This is a genomic window from Novosphingobium tardum, assembly GCF_042652045.1.
GTDB classification, from domain to species: domain Bacteria; phylum Pseudomonadota; class Alphaproteobacteria; order Sphingomonadales; family Sphingomonadaceae; genus Novosphingobium; species Novosphingobium tardum.
In genome coordinates this window covers 730,203-747,145 of record NZ_JBHSDR010000003.1, presented here as the reverse complement: position 1 = coordinate 747,145, position 16,943 = coordinate 730,203, and the positions used below count along the sequence as shown (strand labels likewise).

The following is a 16,943-nucleotide window of genomic DNA, read 5'->3' as shown; positions in this document are numbered from 1 at the left end:
CGGATCACATCAGCAGGCGAACGCCCACGATCGCCAGGGTGACGGCTAGGATCGGGGTGAGAACGCGGTCCGACACGCGCGTCGCGATCAGGCTGCCGACGATGATCCCCGGGATCGATCCTATCAGCAGCGACAACAGCAGCGAGAAGTCGACCGAGCCCTGGATCCAGTGCCCGATCCCGGCGACGAGCGTGAGTGGAACCGCATGGGCGATGTCCGATCCGACGAGGCGGTTTATCGGCAGGTGGGGGTAAAGGATCAGCAGTGCGGTCATCCCCAGCGCGCCCGCCCCGACCGAGGTCAGCGAGACGAGGACGCCGAGAACAATGCCCAGCACCACCGTGAACCTGGCGATCCTGGCATCGGAGACATCCCGCATCGTCGGACCGAGGCGCTCGAGGATCTGGCGGCGAAACAACATGGCTCCCGCGGTAAGCACCAGCGCGAAACCCAGCACGAGCGAGATCGACTTGCCCACGTCCGCGAACCGGTCGGAGGCATAGGCGAGGAGCGAGAGGGTGATCACCGCCGCGGGCAGGCTACCCGAGGCGAGGCGCCGCACGATCTTCCAGTCGACCGTGTCGCGCCCGCCGTGGACGACGGTCCCGACCGCCTTGGTGGCCGATGCATAGAGCAGGTCGGTCCCGACCGCGGTGGTGGGATGGAAGCCGAACAGCAGGACGAGCAACGGGGTCATCAGCGAGCCGCCACCCACGCCGGTCAGGCCCACGAGCATGCCGACCAGCACGCCGGCTACCGAATAGAGGGGATTCACTTCCAAAATCAGCAGCCCGTTACCAGCGATCAGTTCCACGAGCCGGTCCCCGGCCTCGGCTGGGGACAATGTCGCAAAAGCCGCGCGATGCGACACAGAAATTCTTTTCCGCGCCGCGCGGAGGAATAATCCCGCGAAATTCAGGGTGCAGGAGGACTGCCTGCACGATCAGTGCGAAGGCTGCATTTCTTCCGCGCTGGGCGGGGGGCCTTTCGACACCTTGAGGATCAGCAGCAGCGGTATCGCCACGACACAGGCGATGCTCATCAGCCAGTAATCGTCGAGATAGGCGATCATCGCCGCCTGCTTGTTCACCATCGCATCGACGACCCGCAGCGCCGCCTCGCCGTATTCACCGTAGGCGCCGATCCGGTCGAGATCGACCGGCAGGCCGAAGCGGGTGATGTTGGCGCCAAGCTCTGCGTGGTTGATCTGGATGTTGCGCGACAGCAGCACCGTGGCGATGGCGATCCCGGTGGACGAGCCCATATTGCGCATCAGGTTGCCCAGGCTCGACCCGTCGGTCCGCAGATCCGGCGGGATCGTCGCGAACATGATGAGGTTGAGTGGAACGAAGGTGAAGCTGAGGCCGATGCCCTGGATGAACCCGCTGATGATGATCGGTTCGCGCGGCATGTCGGGCGCCCACCCGGTCATCAGGTAGAGCGAGAACGCGGTCAGGGCGAGGCCGAGGCCGAGCATGATGCGCGGATCGATCCGGGGGATGAATCGCCCGAACACCATCATCGACAACAACATGCCGAACCCGCGGGGGGTGAGCAGCCAGCCCGAATCGATCGCCGGATAGCCGTATATGCCCTGGAGCATGACCGGCATGAGCGCCATGACCGAGAACATCACCATGCCGATCAGGAACATGTAGAACAGTCCGGCGACGAGATTGCGGTCGGCGAACATGGCGGCCGGAAACAGCGGATGCTTCGTGGTGATCGAATGGACCGCGAACATCCAGAACGTGCTGATGCTGAGCGCGGCGTAGAACGCGATCTCGAGCGAGCCGAACCAGTCCTTGGTCGGTCCGCGGTCGAGCATCAGCTGAAGCGCCGAAACCGCCGTGGCGATCAACAGCCACCCGAACAGGTCGAACGGCCGCTTCACTCGCGGCGTCGAGGGCATCAGCGCCAGCAGCGCGAAAACGCAGGCGATGCCGATGGGAACGTTGACGAAGAAGACCCAGCGCCAGTCGAAATTCTCGGTCAGGTAGCCGCCAAGCACCGGGCCGGCGATCGGGCCGAGCATGATGCCCTGGGTGAACACTCCCATCACCCGGGGCCGTTCCGCGGCGGTATGCGTGTTCAGCATCACCGTCTGCGCCAGCGGCGCGAGGAAGGCCCCGGCCATCCCCTGAAACACGCGAAAGATCACGATCTGCGACAGGTTCTGCGACAGCCCGCACAGCACCGATGCCACCGTGAACAGGACCACCGAGCCGATGAGCAGCCACTTGATCCCGATGCGGTCGACCAGCCAGCCGGCCATCGGCAGCATCACTGCCGAGGCGAGGACATAGCTCGTCAGGACCCAGGTAACCGTGTCCTGCGTCGCCCCAAGCGCGGCCTGCATGTGCGGCAGCGCGACGTTGGCGATCGTCGTGTCAAGCATCTGCATGATCATCGCGGCCATCACCGTGGCCATCAGCAGGCCGCGGTGGGGAACGACGAGCGCCGGGACCTCGGCGGCCGCCCTGGGGCGCGGCGACGCTGCGGCAGGGCCCGGACCGCCGCGCGAGGGAACGACCGCGCCGCTCATCGCGCGATCACTTCACGCTGCTGACGTCGATCCTCGCGACCGCGCTCAACCCGGCGACGAGAGGGTGATCGGCCTGGGGCTTGATCGCGATGCGCACCGGCACGCGCTGGATCACCTTGACCCAGTTGCCGGTCGCGTTCTGCGCCGGAAGGACGGAGAATTCCGAACCCGTGCCCGCGCCGATGCTTTCGACCTTGCCTTGGAACTTCACCCCGGGGAAGGCATCGACAGTGATCACCGCAGGCTGGCCCGGACGGATCCGGCCGAGATCGGTTTCCTTGAAGTTGGCGTCCACGCGGGTGCCGTCCTCGCGCACGATGCTGAGCATCGGAACTCCGGGGGCGACCATCTGGCCGACCTGCAGGCGCGTGGCCTGGCTGATGCGGCCGTCGGCGGGCGCACGAACGACCGTGCGCGCGAGCTCGAGCTGCGCCTTGTCGCGCATCGCCTGGCCCGCGGCGATAGCGGGATTGACCCCGGGGACCTGGCTGCCCGTCGCAAGCTGGGCCTGGGCGCGCGCGACATCGGCCTGGATCGAGGCGATCTTGTCGCGCGCCGAGGCGACTTCGTGCTGGGCCGCGTCCATTCGCGCGCGGGTGTTGAAGCCGCGGTCCATGAGCGCCTTCTCGCGGCTGTAGTTGGCCTGGGCGAGCGCGAGGTCGTCGCGCGCGCCGGCAATGTCGGCGGCAGTCGCGCCGACATTGGCGCTGAGCGCGGTGACGTTCGCCTGGGCGCCGGCAATCTGGGCGTTGGCCTGCTCCACCGCCACGCGATAGGGGGAGTCGTCGATGGTGAAGAGGATATCGCCCTTCTTCACGATCTGGTTCTCGCGCACGTTCACTTCGACGATCCGGCCGCTGACCTCACCGGCCACTGAAACGATGTCCTGCTTCACGTAGGCATTGTCGGTCGACACCGTATCGCCGCCTGAAAACCACCACAACGCGCCGCCGATCAGCACGATCAGGGGTACGATCATCATCAGCGGCAGGCGCCATTTGCTGCGCTTGGGCTGTTCGTCGAGCTCGATCCCGGCGTCGGGCAGAGGCGCGCGAGCGGGGGCGGCAGGCTGGGCCGCGGGGCGCGCCGGCGGCGGTGCCGCTTCGATCTTCGTGGCGGGATCGGCATCAGCCATTGATCAGAACCTTGGCATCGTCATCGGAGGAATGCTTCGCAGCTTCGGTCGCATCGAGCCCACAACAGCCTTCCGACAGGTTGTCGCGCATCCGGCCCAACAGATCACGCAGCAACGCCTGATCGTTCTCGTCGATCCCGGCAAGCGAACGGGCGATGACTTTTTCCGCGAGCGCGCGCGCCTCGGCGATCTGGGGCTGGGCCGCTTCGGTCAGATGCAGGCACCACGCCCGGCGATCGCCGGGATCGGGCCGACGCTCGACCAGCCCGGCCTTTTCCAGGCGGTCGATCATGCGTGCGGCAGTGATCGGCTCGACATCGAGGAAATTGGCCAGGGCGATCTGGTTGGCACCCGGATTGCGCTGGATCGCACCGAGCAGCCGCCATTGCGGCCCGGTCAGTCCGGCCTGGCCGCTGGCCGCATCGAAGCGCTTGCGGAACAACCGGCCAATATCGTTCGCGAGAAAGGCAACGTTGTCATGCATCGGCCAGGATATAATAACGATGCTTATAAAGAGTCAAGCCAAATGCTGCACTGCAATATGTGCTCGCCCTACAATTGCTCCAGCGGACAGCGGATCGTCGCGCGCAATCCATCGCGCTGCCACGAATAGACGATCGTCCCGCCGAGCTGATTCTTGACGCTCATCTCGACGAGGCGGCTGCCGAAGCCGGTCGGCTTGGGCCGATCCTTCACCACCGGACCGCCGAATTCGCTCCACTCCATCACCGCGTTTTCGCCATCGGCCCAGGTCTTGACCGAGACCCGTCCGTGCTCCTCGGAGAGGGCGCCATATTTGACCGCGTTAGTCGCAAGTTCGTGGAACACGAGCGCGAGCGGGGTCGCCCCGCGCAGGATCGTGAAATCGGTACCGGTGATCTCGATCGCCGGCCCCTCCGCCCTGTCGTAGGGCGAGAACAGCGTGCGCAGCAGCGTGTGCAGCCCGCCGTCGGCAACCATCTCGCCGGCCGCATCGGCGCGCACGAATCCGTGGGCATGATCGAGCGCGCGCACGCGCTGGGCCAAGCTCGCGGCAAATTCCGCGGCCTCGGGAGCGCCCCGCGCCGACATCGTGACGAGGCCGATGATCAGCGCGAAGATGTTCTTGATCCGGTGATTGAGCTCGCGCGCGATAAGGTCGTTGGCCTCGGCCAGCCGTCGCGACTCGTCGATGTCGGTGATGGTACCGTACCAACGATCGACGTCGCCCTCGGCGTTGCGCACGGGCAGCGCCCGCGCCAGCATCCACAGCCATGTGCCGTCGGCCCGGCGAAGGCGATATTCGGCCTGGAAGTTGCCGCCCTTCTTGAGCGCCGCGTTCCAGGCCTTGCTGGCCTTGCCGACATCATCGGGATGGATCAGCACCCGCCAGTCGTCCCCATGAAACGTGGGAGTGACCCCGGTGTACTTGGCGAAGCGCGCGTTGAAGTAGTCGACGTTGCCGTGGCGGTCGGCCGACCATGCGATCTGGGGCATCGAATCGGCCAGCACGCGCAGACGTTGGTCGCGCAGGTCGATCTGGGCTCGCGCCGCACCCCCGCTGCGCCGCGCCTTGAACCGACGCATGACTGCCGCGGCCAGTACGCTGAGACCCTCGCGTTGGATATCGTCGAGGCCCGCGCGCGGCTCCGTTGCCATCACGCACAAGGTGCCGAGCGGGATGCCGGTTTCCGAGACCAGCGGCGCGGCGGCATAGAAGCGCACGTAGGGATCACCCGAAACCATCGAATGCTGGCGAAAGCGGGCATCCTCGCCAGCATCGGGGACCACCACGATACCATCCTCGTTCATCGCCATCGCGCACAGCGCATGGTTGCGTTCAGCGGCCAGGGCATCGGTCCCGGCACGGGCCAGGAAACGTTCGCGCTCTTCCTCGACCAGGCTGACGAGGGCGATCGGTGTGCCGCAGAGGCGTGCTGCAAAGGCGGCGATGGCGGCAAGTTCGGGATCGTCCTGCAGCGCGTCGAGGCCATAGGCTGCCAGCGCAAGCGCGCGCACGTCCTCGTCGCCCGCGACCGCGCGCGCGCTGGCACCTTGCGGCCTTTCTGGCGTGGACTCCCGATCCATGTATGCTGCGGGGACTAGGCCTCCCGCCCGGTGGTGGCAACCACAACGGTTTGCGCGACCTTGCCGCCTTGCTATGGGCGGCACACAAAGGAGCCCCGCCCGGATGCGCGCTACCCCCGATTTCGATTTCCACCTCGGCGAAGCCGCCGACATGATCCGCGCCGCGACCGCCCGCTTCGCCGATGAACAGATCGCCCCGCTGGCCGCCCGCATCGATGCCGAGGATTCATTCCCGCGCGAACTGTGGCCCGCGATGGGCGCGCTGGGCCTGCATGGCATCACCGTGCCCGAGGCCGACGGTGGCCTTGGCCTGGGCTATCTCGAGCACGTCGTCGCGGTCGAGGAAGTGAGCCGTGCGAGTGCATCGGTCGGGCTGTCCTATGGCGCGCACTCCAACCTGTGCGTCAACCAGATCGCGCGCTGGGCCAATCCTGAGCAGAAGGCGAAGTACCTGCCCCGCCTGATCAGCGGCGAGCATGTCGGCAGCCTTGCGATGTCCGAAGCCGGCGCGGGATCGGACGTCGTCTCCATGAAGCTCAAGGCCGAGCGCGTCCAGGGCGGCTGGGTGCTCAACGGCACGAAGTTCTGGATCACCAACGCTGCTTATGCCGATACGCTGGTGGTCTATGCCAAGACCGGCGAAGGAAGCCGCGGCATCACCACCTTCCTGATCGAGAAGGACATGCCCGGTTTTGCGATCGGCCAGAAGATCGACAAGATGGGAATGCGCGGCAGTCCCACCGCCGAACTCGTGTTCAGCGATTGCGAGGTGCCCGACGAGAACGTGATGGGACCCGAAAACGGCGGCGTCGGCGTGCTCATGTCGGGCCTCGACTACGAGCGCACGGTCCTTGCCGGCATCCAGCTCGGCATCATGCAGGCCTGCCTCGACGTGGTCATCCCCTATGTGCGCGAGCGCAAGCAGTTCGGCAAACCGATCGGCGCCTTCCAGCTCATCCAGGCCAAGGTCGCCGATATGTACGTCGCGCTGCAATCGGCACGGACCTACACGTATGCTGTGGCGCGCAATTGCGATGCTGGGCAGACCACGCGCTTCGATGCCGCGGGGGCGATCCTGCTGGCGAGCGAAAACGCGTTCCGCGTCGCGGCGGAGGCGGTCCAGGCGCTGGGCGGCGCGGGCTACACCAAGGATTGGCCGGTCGAACGCTTCCTGCGCGACGCCAAGCTGCTCGACATCGGGGCGGGCACCAATGAAATCCGCCGGATGCTGATCGGCCGCGAACTGATCGGCGCGGCATGAACGCGCGCGGACTGGTCCACCATATCGACCTGACGGTGAGCGATCTTGCCAGGTCGCGGCCGTTCTACGGCGCGGTCCTGGGATTCCTCGGCTATGCCCTCGCGAGCGATCACGAAGACGGTAGCGACTGGGACAGGCAGGGCGAAGCCAGCTTCCACTCGATCGGGATCAAGCTGGCGACGGGTGCGGGCGCAAAGCGGGCGCACGACCGCTATTCGCCCGGCCTCCACCACCTTGCCTGGACCGCCGGCGATCGCGCCGATGTCGACGCCATGCACGCACTGCTCAAAGGCATCGGGGCGGAAGTGCTCGACGCACCGGCGGACTATCCGCGCTACGGTCCCGATTACTATGCGGTGTTCTTCGCCGACCCCGACGGACTGAAGCTCGAGTTCGTGGCCGGCCGGACGGGAGCGGCGGCATGAGCGCGCCGGTTCTCGAAACCCGCATCGACAACGAGAGCGACGAAGCGCGCGCCAACGCCGCGCATAACCGGGCGCTGGCCGAGGAACTGCGCGCCCGCGTCGCCGAAGCGGCACTGGGCGGCAATGCCAAGAGCCGCGAGCGCCACACCGCACGCGGCAAGCTGCTCCCCCGCGAACGGGTCGAACGGCTGCTCGATCCGGGCTCGCCGCTGCTCGAGCTGGGCCAGCTCGCCGCCAACGGCGTCTATGGCGAGGACATTCCCGGAGCCGGGATCATCACCGCGATCGGTCGCGTCTCGGGCCGCCAGTGCATGATAGTCGCCAACGACGCGACGGTGAAGGGCGGCACCTACTATCCGCTCACGGTGAAGAAGCACCTGCGCGCGCAGGAGATCGCACTCGCCAACCGCCTGCCCTGCATCTACCTCGTGGACAGCGGCGGCGCGAACCTGCCCCACCAGGCCGAGGTCTTTCCCGACCGCGATCATTTCGGCCGCATCTTCTTCAACCAGGCGACGATGAGCGCGGCTCAGATCCCGCAGATCGCCTGCGTCATGGGATCGTGCACCGCGGGCGGCGCCTATGTGCCGGCGATGAGCGACGAGACCGTGATCGTGGGGGAGCAAGGCACGATCTTCCTCGCCGGGCCGCCGCTGGTAAAAGCCGCGACGGGCGAGGAAATCAGCGCCGAGGAGTTGGGCGGCGGCGACCTTCATGCGCGCAAGTCCGGCGTGGTCGATCATCTTGCCGAGAACGACGAGCACGCGCTGACCATCGTTCGCGACATTGTCAGCCACCTGGGCGGGACAGTGCAGGCGGGCATCGTGCAAGCCGACGCCGCCCCGCGCAAACCACGCTATCCGGCGGAGGACCTCTATTCCATCGTGCCGCAGGACGTGCGCGCCCCCTATGACGTGCACGAGGTCATCGCCCGCCTCGTCGACGGTTCCGAGTTCCACGAGTTCAAAGCGCTCTACGGCAGCACGCTCGTCTGCGGCTTCGCCCATATCTGGGGCATGCCGGTCGCGATCCTCGCCAACAACGGCGTGCTCTTCTCCGAAAGCGCCGTGAAGGGAGCGCATTTCATTGAGCTGGCCTGCCAGCGCCGCATCCCGCTGCTGTTCCTGCAAAACATTTCGGGCTTCATGGTCGGCGGCAAGTACGAGGCCGAAGGCATCGCCAAGCACGGCGCCAAGCTGGTCACCGCGGTCGCGACCGCCAGCGTGCCCAAGCTGACCGTCGTGATCGGCGGCAGTTTCGGCGCGGGCAACTACGGCATGTGCGGCCGCGCCTACGACCCGCGTTTCCTGTTCACCTGGCCCAATGCGCGGATCAGCGTGATGGGCGGCGAACAGGCGGCAAGCGTGCTCGCCACCGTCAACCGCGATGCCGACAAGTGGGACGCGAGCGAGGCCGAGGCATTCAAGGCACCGATCCGCCAGAAATACGAGGACGAGGGCAATCCCTACTATGCCACCGCGCGCCTGTGGGACGACGGCGTGATCGATCCCATGCAAACGCGCGACGTGCTGGGCCTCGCCCTTGCCGCCGCCCTCAACGCCCCGGTCGCGGAGGCGCCCCGCTTCGGGGTGTTCCGGATGTGAGCGCGGAACTAGAGGAGTTATCTGGGGAGATTGTCCTCGAGATTGCTAGAGAACGCTCTTTTAATTTGCCCGAGTTGGACAATCGCTGGTTATTCTACCAGAGCGATCCGGAAAAGCCTGAAACAGTCGTTCTCTTGAGCCCCGATACACCTCCAGTTCTGATCTTGAATGGTGGCAATTGCGAACGTCGAATCGGCGTGTCGGGAATGGCTGCGGGCTATTTCCTCACCGCGGATAAGCACGCGTTCTCACAACTGGTTGCTCTTAGACCTGACGATAAAGTTAGGGCGGAACGAGCGAAAATTTTCCTCGCTTCCAAAGGAGCTCGTGTTGCGCGCAGCAATGACGATGCTCGTCAACTGGCTAAGGCATTCTACCTAGCTGAACGCGGGAGTGCCGGCTCGCGTAGTGATCGAGCCGCAGCTTGGACCAAGATCGACAGGGATCACGAAGTCAGATTTGCTGAAGCGCTCACCACCAAATGGCTTGAATGTGTGCAGTCAAACGAACTTGTCCCGGCGGACATCCTAATCTTTCGCGCCGCCGCAGCGCGAGACAGTTCGAAGCCAGACATCGCGGTTGAGTGTTGTCGGCGTGCGCACGTCATTCGATCGCGATATCAAAAGTCGGATTTGGCGGTGTTGGCGACCGAAGGCGCTGCTGCACTTCTGGATATTTGTGAGCAGTCACGTGACCCCCAACTTGCTTCGGAGGCCGAAGAGTTCCTCCGTTATGCGTGGGCAGTTTCCCCAAACGAGTTTGCGAGCGCAGTTTACCGGCGGCTGAGGAGGCTGGAGGCGGCCTTGACTGACGAAGCGGCCTCTCAGCATCGGTTTGCAATGCGCGAAAAACTCACCGATGCCGAAAATCGGCTTAGCCATCCGAATTCCGAGTTGCCAATATGATCCGCTCCCTCCTCATCGCCAACCGGGGCGAGATCGCGTGCCGGATCATCCGCACCGCGCGCCGCATGGGCATCCGAACTGTCGCGGTCTATTCCGACGCCGACGCGCAGGCGCTGCACGTCCGCTCGGCGGACGCAGCGATGCATATCGGCCCCTCGCCCGCGCGCGAAAGCTATCTCGTGGGGGAGAAGATCATCGCGGCGGCGAAGGATGCCGGGGTGGACGCGATCCATCCGGGCTACGGGTTCCTGTCGGAGAATGCCGACTTCGCCCAGAGCGTGATCGACTCAGGGCTGGTGTGGGTCGGTCCCTCGCCCGACAGCATCCGCGCGATGGGGCTGAAGGACGCTGCAAAGCAGCGCATGATCGCGGCGGGGGTGCCGGTAACGCCCGGCTATCTGGGCGCGGACCAATCGCCCGAGCGGCTGCGCGCGGAAGCCGAAGCGGTCGGCTATCCGGTATTGATCAAGGCGGTGGCGGGCGGCGGCGGCAAGGGCATGCGGCGCGTCGATGCTGCGCAGCAATTCCTTGAAATGCTTGCATCCTGCCAGCGCGAGGCGGCTTCCTCGTTCGGCAATGCCGACGTCCTGATCGAGAAGTACGTCCTTTCGCCCCGCCACATCGAAGTGCAGGTGTTCGGCGACACCCGCGGCAACGTCGTCCACCTGTTCGAGCGCGACTGCTCGCTCCAGCGGCGCCATCAGAAGGTGATCGAGGAAGCTCCCGCTCCGGGGATGGACGCCGCCACGCGCGAGGCGATCTGCGCCGCTGCGGTGCGCGCGGCAAAGGCGGTCGACTATATCGGGGCCGGCACCATCGAATTCATCGCCGACGCCAGCGAGGGCCTGCGCGCCGACCGCATCTGGTTCATGGAAATGAACACCCGCTTGCAGGTCGAGCATCCGGTGACCGAGGAGATCACCGGCGTCGATCTGGTAGAATGGCAACTGCGGGTGGCGAGCGGAGAACCGCTGCCCCTGAAGCAGGAAGAGCTCAGCATCAGCGGCTGGGCAATGGAAGCGCGGCTCTATGCCGAGGATCCGGCCAGGGGGTTCCTGCCCAGCACCGGCCCGCTCGGCCACCTGCGCCTGCCGGTGGACCGCTCGCGGGTCGATACCGGGGTCGAGGAAGAAGGCGCGATTTCGCCGTTCTACGATCCGATGATTGCCAAGGTGATCGCCAAGGGAAGCGACCGCGCCGAAGCGATCGCGAACCTCGAGGACGCGGTGTCGAACGTGGAAGTTTGGCCGGTCAAGACGAACGCGGCGTTCCTCGCCCGCCTGTTGCAGGACCCGGATTTTGTCGCTGGCAACGTCGATACCGGGGCGATCGAGCGCAAGCTCGATGATCTTACCGCGCCGCAGCCGGTGTCGATCGCGCTGTTCAAGGACGCGATGGACAAGCTGGTCTTCGCCGATTCAAGGCTGAGCAGCCTGTTCAACGATCCGGCCCCGATCCCCGGCTTCCGCCTCAACGCGGACAAGGCTTTTCAGCAGGGGCTTTACATCGACGGGCACTACGTAACCCACTTCGAGGACAACGACCGCTTCAGCGCCAATGCCTATGCCGTTGGCGGCGCGAGTGCGATCGGCTTTCAGGACGGCGCGGCCTACCAGATGTCGCTCGCCTATCGCGGCGGCGGCCACCATTCCGCCCACGATGGCGACATCCTCTCGCCCATGCCGGGCAAGGTCATCGCGGTCGCGGTGACGCAGGGGCAGGCGGTCACGAAGGGCCAGAAGCTGCTCACCCTCGAAGCGATGAAGATGGAGCATTCGCTTACCGCGCCGTTCGACGGGGTGGTCGCCGAACTGAACGCCGCAGCCGGCGCGCAGGTTCAGGTCGAAGCGCTGCTCGCCCGGATCGAGGCGACGGCAGAATGAGCGCGGTGCGCTTTCGCGATGCCACGCTTGACGACCTGCCGGCGATCGTCACCCTGTTGGCCGAAGACACGCTGGGCGAAAAGCGCGAGGACCCGTCGCTGCCGCTCGATCCGGGCTATGTCGAGGCCTTCGCGCTCATCGATGCCAATCCCGACCAGCGCCAGATCGTGGCCGAGCAGGACGGCACGGTGATCGGCACGATGCAACTCACCTTCATTCCGGGCATCGCCTTCAAGGGGGCGTGGCGCGGGCAGATCGAAGCGGTGCGGATCGCCTCGGCGCTGCGCGGCCAGGGGGCCGGCGGCGCGATGATCGACTGGGCGGTCGAGCAATGCCGCGCGCGCGGGTGCCGGATGGTCCAGCTCACCAGCGACAAGACCCGGACGGCCGCGCACCGCTTCTACGAACGACTTGGCTGGACCCGCAGCCACGAAGGCTTCAAGCTGAAGCTGTGACCGAAATCTACGACTGCGCGATCATCGGCGGGGGGCCTGCGGGGCTGACCGCCGCCATCTATCTCGCCCGCTTCCGCCGCCGCGCGGTGCTGTTCGACCGGGGCGGAAGCCGCGCCGCGCTGATCCCGCGCAGCCATAACCATGCGGGTTACCCCGGCGGGATCGAGGGGCCCGAACTGCTTGCGCGGATGGCGGCGCAGGCGCGCGAGTTCGGCGCCGACATGCGCAGCGGCGACGTGACCGGGATCGCGGCGCGCGGAGCGGACTGGCACCTGACCGGCACGGGCATAGACCTCGTCGCGCGCACCGTGCTGTTCGCCACCGGGGTCGACAATCGCCGCCCCGATATGGACGAGGAGACGCACCGCGCCGCGCTCGCCGCCGGGAAACTGCGCTACTGCCCGATCTGCGATGCGTTTGAGGCGGGCGGCTGGCACCTCGACGGCGTGGGCGGCACGACCCGGATCGGCGTCGTCGGCGCGGAAAGCCACGGGGTGGCCGAGGCGCTTTTCCTGCGCGGCTACAGCGACCACGTGACGCTGTTCACGCTGGTCGAGTGCGAGCTGCACGAAAAGGACCGCAAGGACCTCGCCGATCACGGCGTGGCCTGGGACCCGCGCCCGGTCGCGGCGTACGACTTTGCCGGCAAAGATGTGACCTTGTACTTTGCCGATGGCGACGCGGCGCAGGTCGACACGCTCTATCCCGCGCTCGGCTCCGATCCCAACGTCGGGTTGATCGAGAAGCTGGGGCTGCGCGTCGACGACGAGCGCTGCATCCTGACCGACCAGCACCAGCGGCTGGGACTGAAAGGGCTTTATGCCGCAGGCGACGTAGTGGCCGCGCTCGACCAGATCAGCGTTGCGATGGGCCATGCCGCGGTCGCGGCCACAACCTTGCACAACGACCTGCGCAGCCGCGACGGCGAAGTGCCGGAATAAGCTAGATCGCGCGCATCAGCCCGGGGACGTGGGCCAGCAGTTCACGCGCCAGATAGCCGAGCGGGCCGATCTGTTCCGAGCAGCGCCGCCCTGCCTCGCCGTGCAGCCACACCGCCCACAGCGTTGCCCGCAATGGATCGGCGCCGCGCGCCGCGAGCCCGGCGGCAAGGCCCGCCAGAACGTCTCCCGAACCGCCCGTCGCCAGCCCCACGCCGCCGCCGGCATAGGCGAACAGCCGTCCCTCTGGCTCGGCGATCACGCTCGTCGGGCCCTTGAGCACGCAGACCGCGCCATAGCGGGATGCGGCGCGGCGCACGGCGCCCGCGCGGTCGGCCTCGATAGCGTCGCCCTCGCAGTCGAGCAGCGCGGCCATCTCGCCAATGTGCGGGGTGATGATCGGCGGCAGCGCCCGCCTGCCCAGCGCTTCGGCATTGGCGCCGAGCCGCATCAGCGCGGCGGCATCGACGATCACGGTCACCCCGGCGCCCGCGTCGAGGATCGCCTCGACCACGGCCTGACCGGCCGCCCCGTCGCTCATCCCCGGCCCCGCAATCACCGCATCGCAGCGCTCGAGCAACGGGGCGATGATCGGCGCGCACCCGCGGGCGATTTCGCCCTCGGGAGTCTCGACGAGCGCGAACACGGCCGTTTCGGGGGCAGCGATGCCCAGCGGCAGCGCAGCGCTGGCGATCGTGGCGATCTGGACCTTGCCTGCCCCGGCGCGAAACGCGGCTTCGGCTGTCAGGCTGATCCCGCCGGGAACGCTGCGGCAGCCGCCGATCGCCAGCACGCGTCCGCGGGCGTTCTTGTCGGCGCCGTTGTCGGGCTGGGGCAGCGGGTGGGCGCGAAGCCAGTCGCTGTCGAGCGCGATTGCCGGCTCAGCCACGCGCGGCGACCATCTGGTCGGGCTCGGCGGTCACCTGCGTCGCGGCCGAGGCCATCGGCGCGGTCACGTTGTAGCGCGCGAGGACGAGGTTGCCGTCTCGCCCGGCGGAGGCATCGAAGCGGTATTCGGTGATCGCGCAGTTGGCGACATCGCCCTCGCGGTCGATCGCCAGGACCTCAGCCTCGTCGAGGTTCTCGATGATGTAGCGCAGGCACAGCACCACGACCTGGTGCGCCACGATCATCACCCGGCGCCCGCCGTAGTGAAGCGATACGGTGTCCATCAGGGCGCGCAGGCGGAAGATGACATCGACCCAGCTCTCACCGCCGGGGGGACGGTGGTAGAACTTGCCGAGGAGCTGGCGGAACTTCGCCTGCTCGGGCTGGAACTGCGCCACCCCGCTCGTCGTCAGCCCGTCGAGGATGCCGAACTCCTTCTCGCGCAGGCGCTCGTCGCTGCAGATCTTCTCGTCCGGCGCGCATCCGCCCGCCTCGCGAAAGATCTGCGCGGTCTGGATCGCGCGCACATAGGGGGAGGAAAGCATGACCTCCGGCCGGCCGTCCTCGTGCGCCTCGGCGAACCACTTGCCCAGCGCCGTCGCCTGTTCGCGCCCAAGGTCCGACAACGGAACGTCGACATCGCGGTGGGTAAGCTCGATCCGGGCGAGGCCCTGGTCGTGAGCGGCATCTCGCGCGACGTTACCCGCGCTCTGCCCGTGGCGCACGACCCACAGCACGCTTGGCCAGCGGGGGGTCATGTGAGCTTGCGGATTTGCAGTTGCGGCACAGCCGGCAAACGGTGCGGCTGGCGGTCCGGTTCCCTCACCGCTATAGCCGGCACGGGGGAGACGATGGACGCAGGGCCAGACAATGAGCGCGCGGCACGAAGCGCCGGCCCGGACGGCGATCCCGCGCCGACGCTCGCCTCGCGCGTGGTCCGCAGCCTGCTTCTGCTTTTCTACCGCGCGCGCGGGTGGAAGGCGGTCGGCACCCCGCCCGCCGACCGGCGCTGCGTGATCATCGCCGCGCCGCACACCTCCAACTGGGACTTCCTCAACTTCCTGGGGCTGACCGACGCGCTGGGCGTGAAGGCCCACTTCATGGGCAAGCGCCAGCTTTTCCGCTGGCCGCTGGCCCGGTTCATGCGCGACATGGGCGGCATCCCCGTCGATCGCGACAGCCGCCACAACTACGTCCAGGCGATGATCGACGAGTTCGCCCGCCGGGGCGAATTCATGCTCACCATCGCGCCCGAGGGAACGCGCGGCGCGGTGCGGACCTGGCGCACCGGGTTCTATCACATCGCGCACGGCGCGGGGGTGCCGCTGGTCTGCGGCCTGATGGACTATGCCACCCGTACCGGCGGGCTCGGCCCGGCGATCGTCACCACCGGGGACTACAAGGCCGACATGGCGCGCGTCGCGGAATTCTATCGCAGCGTGACGCCCCGGAACCCACACCTCGCCACCACCGACTTCGGAGAACTTGCCGGATGATCGAAGCGCTTGTGATCAACCTTGCCGCCGATGCGGCCGTCATGCTCGTGCTGTGGCTGCTGGCCGTACGGATCGGCGACGTGAGCTTCATCGATGCGGTCTGGGGCGGCGGGATGGCCGCGCTGGCGTTGCTCAGTTGGCTCCAGCTTGGCCAGCCGGGCGTGCGCGCCACGCTGATCATGGCGATGACGGTGCTGTGGGGCGGTCGGCTGGCGCTGCACCTGCTGGCGCGCTGGCGCAAGGGCGGCGAGGACCCGCGCTATGCCCGCATCCTTGGCAAGGCAAAGGAGCGCGGAGCTTTCGGGTCCGCCGCGCTGACCCGCGTCTTCGCGCCGCAGGCGGTGCTCTTGTTCCTGACCTGCCTGCCCGCGCAGCTTGGCATTCTTGCCAGCCCCGCCCCGGCGCCGATCGGCCCGCTCGCGCTCGCCGGCGCCGCGCTGTGGGCGATCGGCCTGCTGTTCGAGACGGTGGGCGACTGGCAGCTCGCCCGGTTTCGCGCCGACCCCGCCAGCAAGGGCCGCGTGCTCGATATCGGGTTGTGGCGCTACACCCGCCATCCCAACTACTTCGGCGATACCTGCGCGTGGTGGGGCATCTGGCTCGCCGCTGCCGAGGCCGGCTGGCAGGTGGCCGCGCTGAGCGTGATCGGTCCGCTGTTCCTAACCTTCACGCTTACCCGCTGGTCGGGCAAGCCGCTGCTCGAAAAAGGGCTGGCAAGATCGCGGCCCGGCTATGCCGACTACGTCGCGCGGACATCAGGCTTCGTTCCGCTTCCGCCGCGCCGGCGCTAGGGGTCGACACGTCCGTCGGCATTTGCGGGAACCAACGCCGCGTCCGGGATTAGTAGGGGGGATCGTCCGGGTCCGAGACGTTCCCCCAAGTCCCAGCAAGGAACCTGCCCCAATGCGTCTACTGCTTCCGCTTGCCGCGCTCGCCATGGTTTCGGCGTGCAGCAAACCCGCACCCGCCCCCGAAGCGACTGCTACCGCCGATGTCGCCGCCGCAACCCCGGTGGCGCTGCCGACCGTCGGTCCGAACGCGCGCACCACGCTGAACTACGCGGGCACCTATCAGCAGGTCGGCGCCGACGGAAAGGTGACCTCGCTCAAGCTGAACAAGGACGACACCTACGAGTGGACCGACGCCACCGGCAAGGTCACCAAGGGTTCCTTCTCGTGGTACAAGGACGGCAGCCGCATCCTTCTCGATGCCGGAGCCGGCAAGGCGGTCTACGCCATCGCCGACGGCGCAGTTTACAAGCTGGCCGACAAGGACGCCCCGGTCGATGCCCTGACGGCCGACCAGATGTGGAAGCGCGGCGCGTTCTGAGCGCGACGCTCC

The 16,943-nt window shown here is 67.1% G+C and carries 17 protein-coding genes; 10 read left to right on the top strand and 7 right to left on the bottom strand.

The annotated features are described in order from the left end of the window. Positions 1-4: 4 nt before the first annotated feature. From ACFO0A_RS03795 to ACFO0A_RS03775, 5 genes are all read right to left on the bottom strand, one after another. On the bottom strand, positions 5-781 hold the full coding sequence (locus ACFO0A_RS03795) for a sulfite exporter TauE/SafE family protein (protein ID WP_379538157.1): 777 nt from the start codon (positions 779-781) through the stop codon (positions 5-7). Positions 782-943: 162 nt separating this feature from the next. Further along, positions 944-2,545, bottom strand: coding sequence for a DHA2 family efflux MFS transporter permease subunit (locus ACFO0A_RS03790; protein WP_379537641.1), 1,602 nt, complete (start codon positions 2,543-2,545; stop codon positions 944-946). A gap of 7 nt (positions 2,546-2,552) precedes the next feature. Beyond that, a complete protein-coding gene (locus tag ACFO0A_RS03785) occupies positions 2,553-3,680 on the bottom strand; it encodes an HlyD family secretion protein (protein ID WP_379537640.1) in 1,128 nt (375 codons plus the stop codon). Continuing rightward, complete coding sequence (locus ACFO0A_RS03780; protein WP_379537639.1) at positions 3,673-4,164, bottom strand: MarR family winged helix-turn-helix transcriptional regulator; 492 nt, start codon at positions 4,162-4,164, stop codon at positions 3,673-3,675. The genes ACFO0A_RS03785 and ACFO0A_RS03780 overlap by 8 nt, the downstream gene beginning before the upstream one ends. 68 nt (positions 4,165-4,232) lie before the next feature. Further along, positions 4,233-5,747 (bottom strand): sensor histidine kinase, encoded by a 1,515-nt coding sequence (locus ACFO0A_RS03775; RefSeq protein ID WP_379537638.1) that lies wholly within the window; start codon positions 5,745-5,747, stop codon positions 4,233-4,235. Positions 5,748-5,850: 103 nt separating this feature from the next. Here ACFO0A_RS03775 and ACFO0A_RS03770 point away from each other — a divergent pair, with 103 nt between their 5' ends. The 7 genes from ACFO0A_RS03770 to ACFO0A_RS03740 are packed head-to-tail and all read left to right on the top strand — an operon-like array spanning position 5,851 to position 13,221. Continuing rightward, positions 5,851-7,008, top strand: a complete 1,158-nt coding sequence (locus tag ACFO0A_RS03770; protein ID WP_379537637.1) for an isovaleryl-CoA dehydrogenase — start codon at positions 5,851-5,853, stop codon at positions 7,006-7,008. Beyond that, complete coding sequence (locus ACFO0A_RS03765) at positions 7,005-7,433, top strand: VOC family protein (RefSeq protein ID WP_379537636.1); 429 nt, start codon at positions 7,005-7,007, stop codon at positions 7,431-7,433. The genes ACFO0A_RS03770 and ACFO0A_RS03765 overlap by 4 nt, the downstream gene beginning before the upstream one ends. After that, a complete protein-coding gene (locus ACFO0A_RS03760) occupies positions 7,430-9,037 on the top strand; it encodes a carboxyl transferase domain-containing protein (RefSeq protein ID WP_379537635.1) in 1,608 nt (535 codons plus the stop codon). Before ACFO0A_RS03765 ends, ACFO0A_RS03760 begins: the two co-directional genes overlap by 4 nt. Continuing rightward, positions 9,034-9,942: a hypothetical protein gene (locus tag ACFO0A_RS03755; protein WP_379537634.1), complete on the top strand. Its 909-nt coding sequence runs from the start codon at positions 9,034-9,036 to the stop codon at positions 9,940-9,942. Before ACFO0A_RS03760 ends, ACFO0A_RS03755 begins: the two co-directional genes overlap by 4 nt. Continuing rightward, positions 9,939-11,825: an acetyl/propionyl/methylcrotonyl-CoA carboxylase subunit alpha gene (locus ACFO0A_RS03750; protein ID WP_379537633.1), complete on the top strand. Its 1,887-nt coding sequence runs from the start codon at positions 9,939-9,941 to the stop codon at positions 11,823-11,825. The genes ACFO0A_RS03755 and ACFO0A_RS03750 overlap by 4 nt, the downstream gene beginning before the upstream one ends. Then, on the top strand, positions 11,822-12,280 hold the full coding sequence (locus tag ACFO0A_RS03745; RefSeq protein ID WP_379537632.1) for a GNAT family N-acetyltransferase: 459 nt from the start codon (positions 11,822-11,824) through the stop codon (positions 12,278-12,280). The genes ACFO0A_RS03750 and ACFO0A_RS03745 overlap by 4 nt, the downstream gene beginning before the upstream one ends. Next, the gene (locus ACFO0A_RS03740; RefSeq protein WP_379537631.1) at positions 12,277-13,221 is read left to right on the top strand and encodes an NAD(P)/FAD-dependent oxidoreductase; all 945 of its coding nucleotides are present in this window, start codon (positions 12,277-12,279) and stop codon (positions 13,219-13,221) included. Before ACFO0A_RS03745 ends, ACFO0A_RS03740 begins: the two co-directional genes overlap by 4 nt. A 1-nt stretch (position 13,222) precedes the next feature. Here the strand turns inward: ACFO0A_RS03740 and ACFO0A_RS03735 are convergent, their stop codons facing one another. Continuing rightward, a complete protein-coding gene (locus tag ACFO0A_RS03735; RefSeq protein WP_379537630.1) occupies positions 13,223-14,107 on the bottom strand; it encodes an NAD(P)H-hydrate dehydratase in 885 nt (294 codons plus the stop codon). Next, positions 14,100-14,864: a histidine phosphatase family protein gene (locus tag ACFO0A_RS03730; RefSeq protein WP_379537629.1), complete on the bottom strand. Its 765-nt coding sequence runs from the start codon at positions 14,862-14,864 to the stop codon at positions 14,100-14,102. The genes ACFO0A_RS03735 and ACFO0A_RS03730 overlap by 8 nt, the downstream gene beginning before the upstream one ends. A 93-nt stretch (positions 14,865-14,957) precedes the next feature. On the opposite strand from ACFO0A_RS03730, the gene ACFO0A_RS03725 reads away from it, so the two are divergent. The 3 genes from ACFO0A_RS03725 (at position 14,958) to ACFO0A_RS03715 (ending at position 16,931) form a co-directional block, all read left to right on the top strand. Then, positions 14,958-15,602: a lysophospholipid acyltransferase family protein gene (locus ACFO0A_RS03725; protein WP_379537628.1), complete on the top strand. Its 645-nt coding sequence runs from the start codon at positions 14,958-14,960 to the stop codon at positions 15,600-15,602. Continuing rightward, entirely contained in the window at positions 15,599-16,393 is a 795-nt protein-coding gene (locus ACFO0A_RS03720) for a DUF1295 domain-containing protein (protein WP_379537627.1), read from the top strand. The genes ACFO0A_RS03725 and ACFO0A_RS03720 overlap by 4 nt, the downstream gene beginning before the upstream one ends. Positions 16,394-16,505: 112 nt before the next feature. Continuing rightward, positions 16,506-16,931, top strand: coding sequence for a hypothetical protein (locus ACFO0A_RS03715; RefSeq protein WP_379537626.1), 426 nt, complete (start codon positions 16,506-16,508; stop codon positions 16,929-16,931). The last annotated feature ends 12 nt before the right edge of the window (positions 16,932-16,943 follow it).

Bases quoted from the DNA above. Each gene is read 5' to 3' on its own strand.
- ACFO0A_RS03790 (WP_379537641.1), bottom strand. From the start codon at position 2,545: ATGAGCGGCGCGGTCGTTCCCTCGCGCGGCGGTCCGGGCCCTGCCGCA.
- ACFO0A_RS03785 (WP_379537640.1), bottom strand. From the start codon at position 3,680: ATGGCTGATGCCGATCCCGCCACGAAGATCGAAGCGGCACCGCCGCCG.
- ACFO0A_RS03780 (WP_379537639.1), bottom strand. From the start codon at position 4,164: ATGCATGACAACGTTGCCTTTCTCGCGAACGATATTGGCCGGTTGTTC.
- ACFO0A_RS03775 (WP_379537638.1), bottom strand. From the start codon at position 5,747: ATGGATCGGGAGTCCACGCCAGAAAGGCCGCAAGGTGCCAGCGCGCGC.
- ACFO0A_RS03770 (WP_379537637.1), top strand. From the start codon at position 5,851: ATGCGCGCTACCCCCGATTTCGATTTCCACCTCGGCGAAGCCGCCGAC.
- ACFO0A_RS03765 (WP_379537636.1), top strand. From the start codon at position 7,005: ATGAACGCGCGCGGACTGGTCCACCATATCGACCTGACGGTGAGCGAT.
- ACFO0A_RS03760 (WP_379537635.1), top strand. From the start codon at position 7,430: ATGAGCGCGCCGGTTCTCGAAACCCGCATCGACAACGAGAGCGACGAA.
- ACFO0A_RS03750 (WP_379537633.1), top strand. From the start codon at position 9,939: ATGATCCGCTCCCTCCTCATCGCCAACCGGGGCGAGATCGCGTGCCGG.
- ACFO0A_RS03745 (WP_379537632.1), top strand. From the start codon at position 11,822: ATGAGCGCGGTGCGCTTTCGCGATGCCACGCTTGACGACCTGCCGGCG.
- ACFO0A_RS03730 (WP_379537629.1), bottom strand. From the start codon at position 14,864: ATGACCCCCCGCTGGCCAAGCGTGCTGTGGGTCGTGCGCCACGGGCAG.
- ACFO0A_RS03725 (WP_379537628.1), top strand. From the start codon at position 14,958: ATGGACGCAGGGCCAGACAATGAGCGCGCGGCACGAAGCGCCGGCCCG.
- ACFO0A_RS03720 (WP_379537627.1), top strand. From the start codon at position 15,599: ATGATCGAAGCGCTTGTGATCAACCTTGCCGCCGATGCGGCCGTCATG.
- ACFO0A_RS03715 (WP_379537626.1), top strand. From the start codon at position 16,506: ATGCGTCTACTGCTTCCGCTTGCCGCGCTCGCCATGGTTTCGGCGTGC.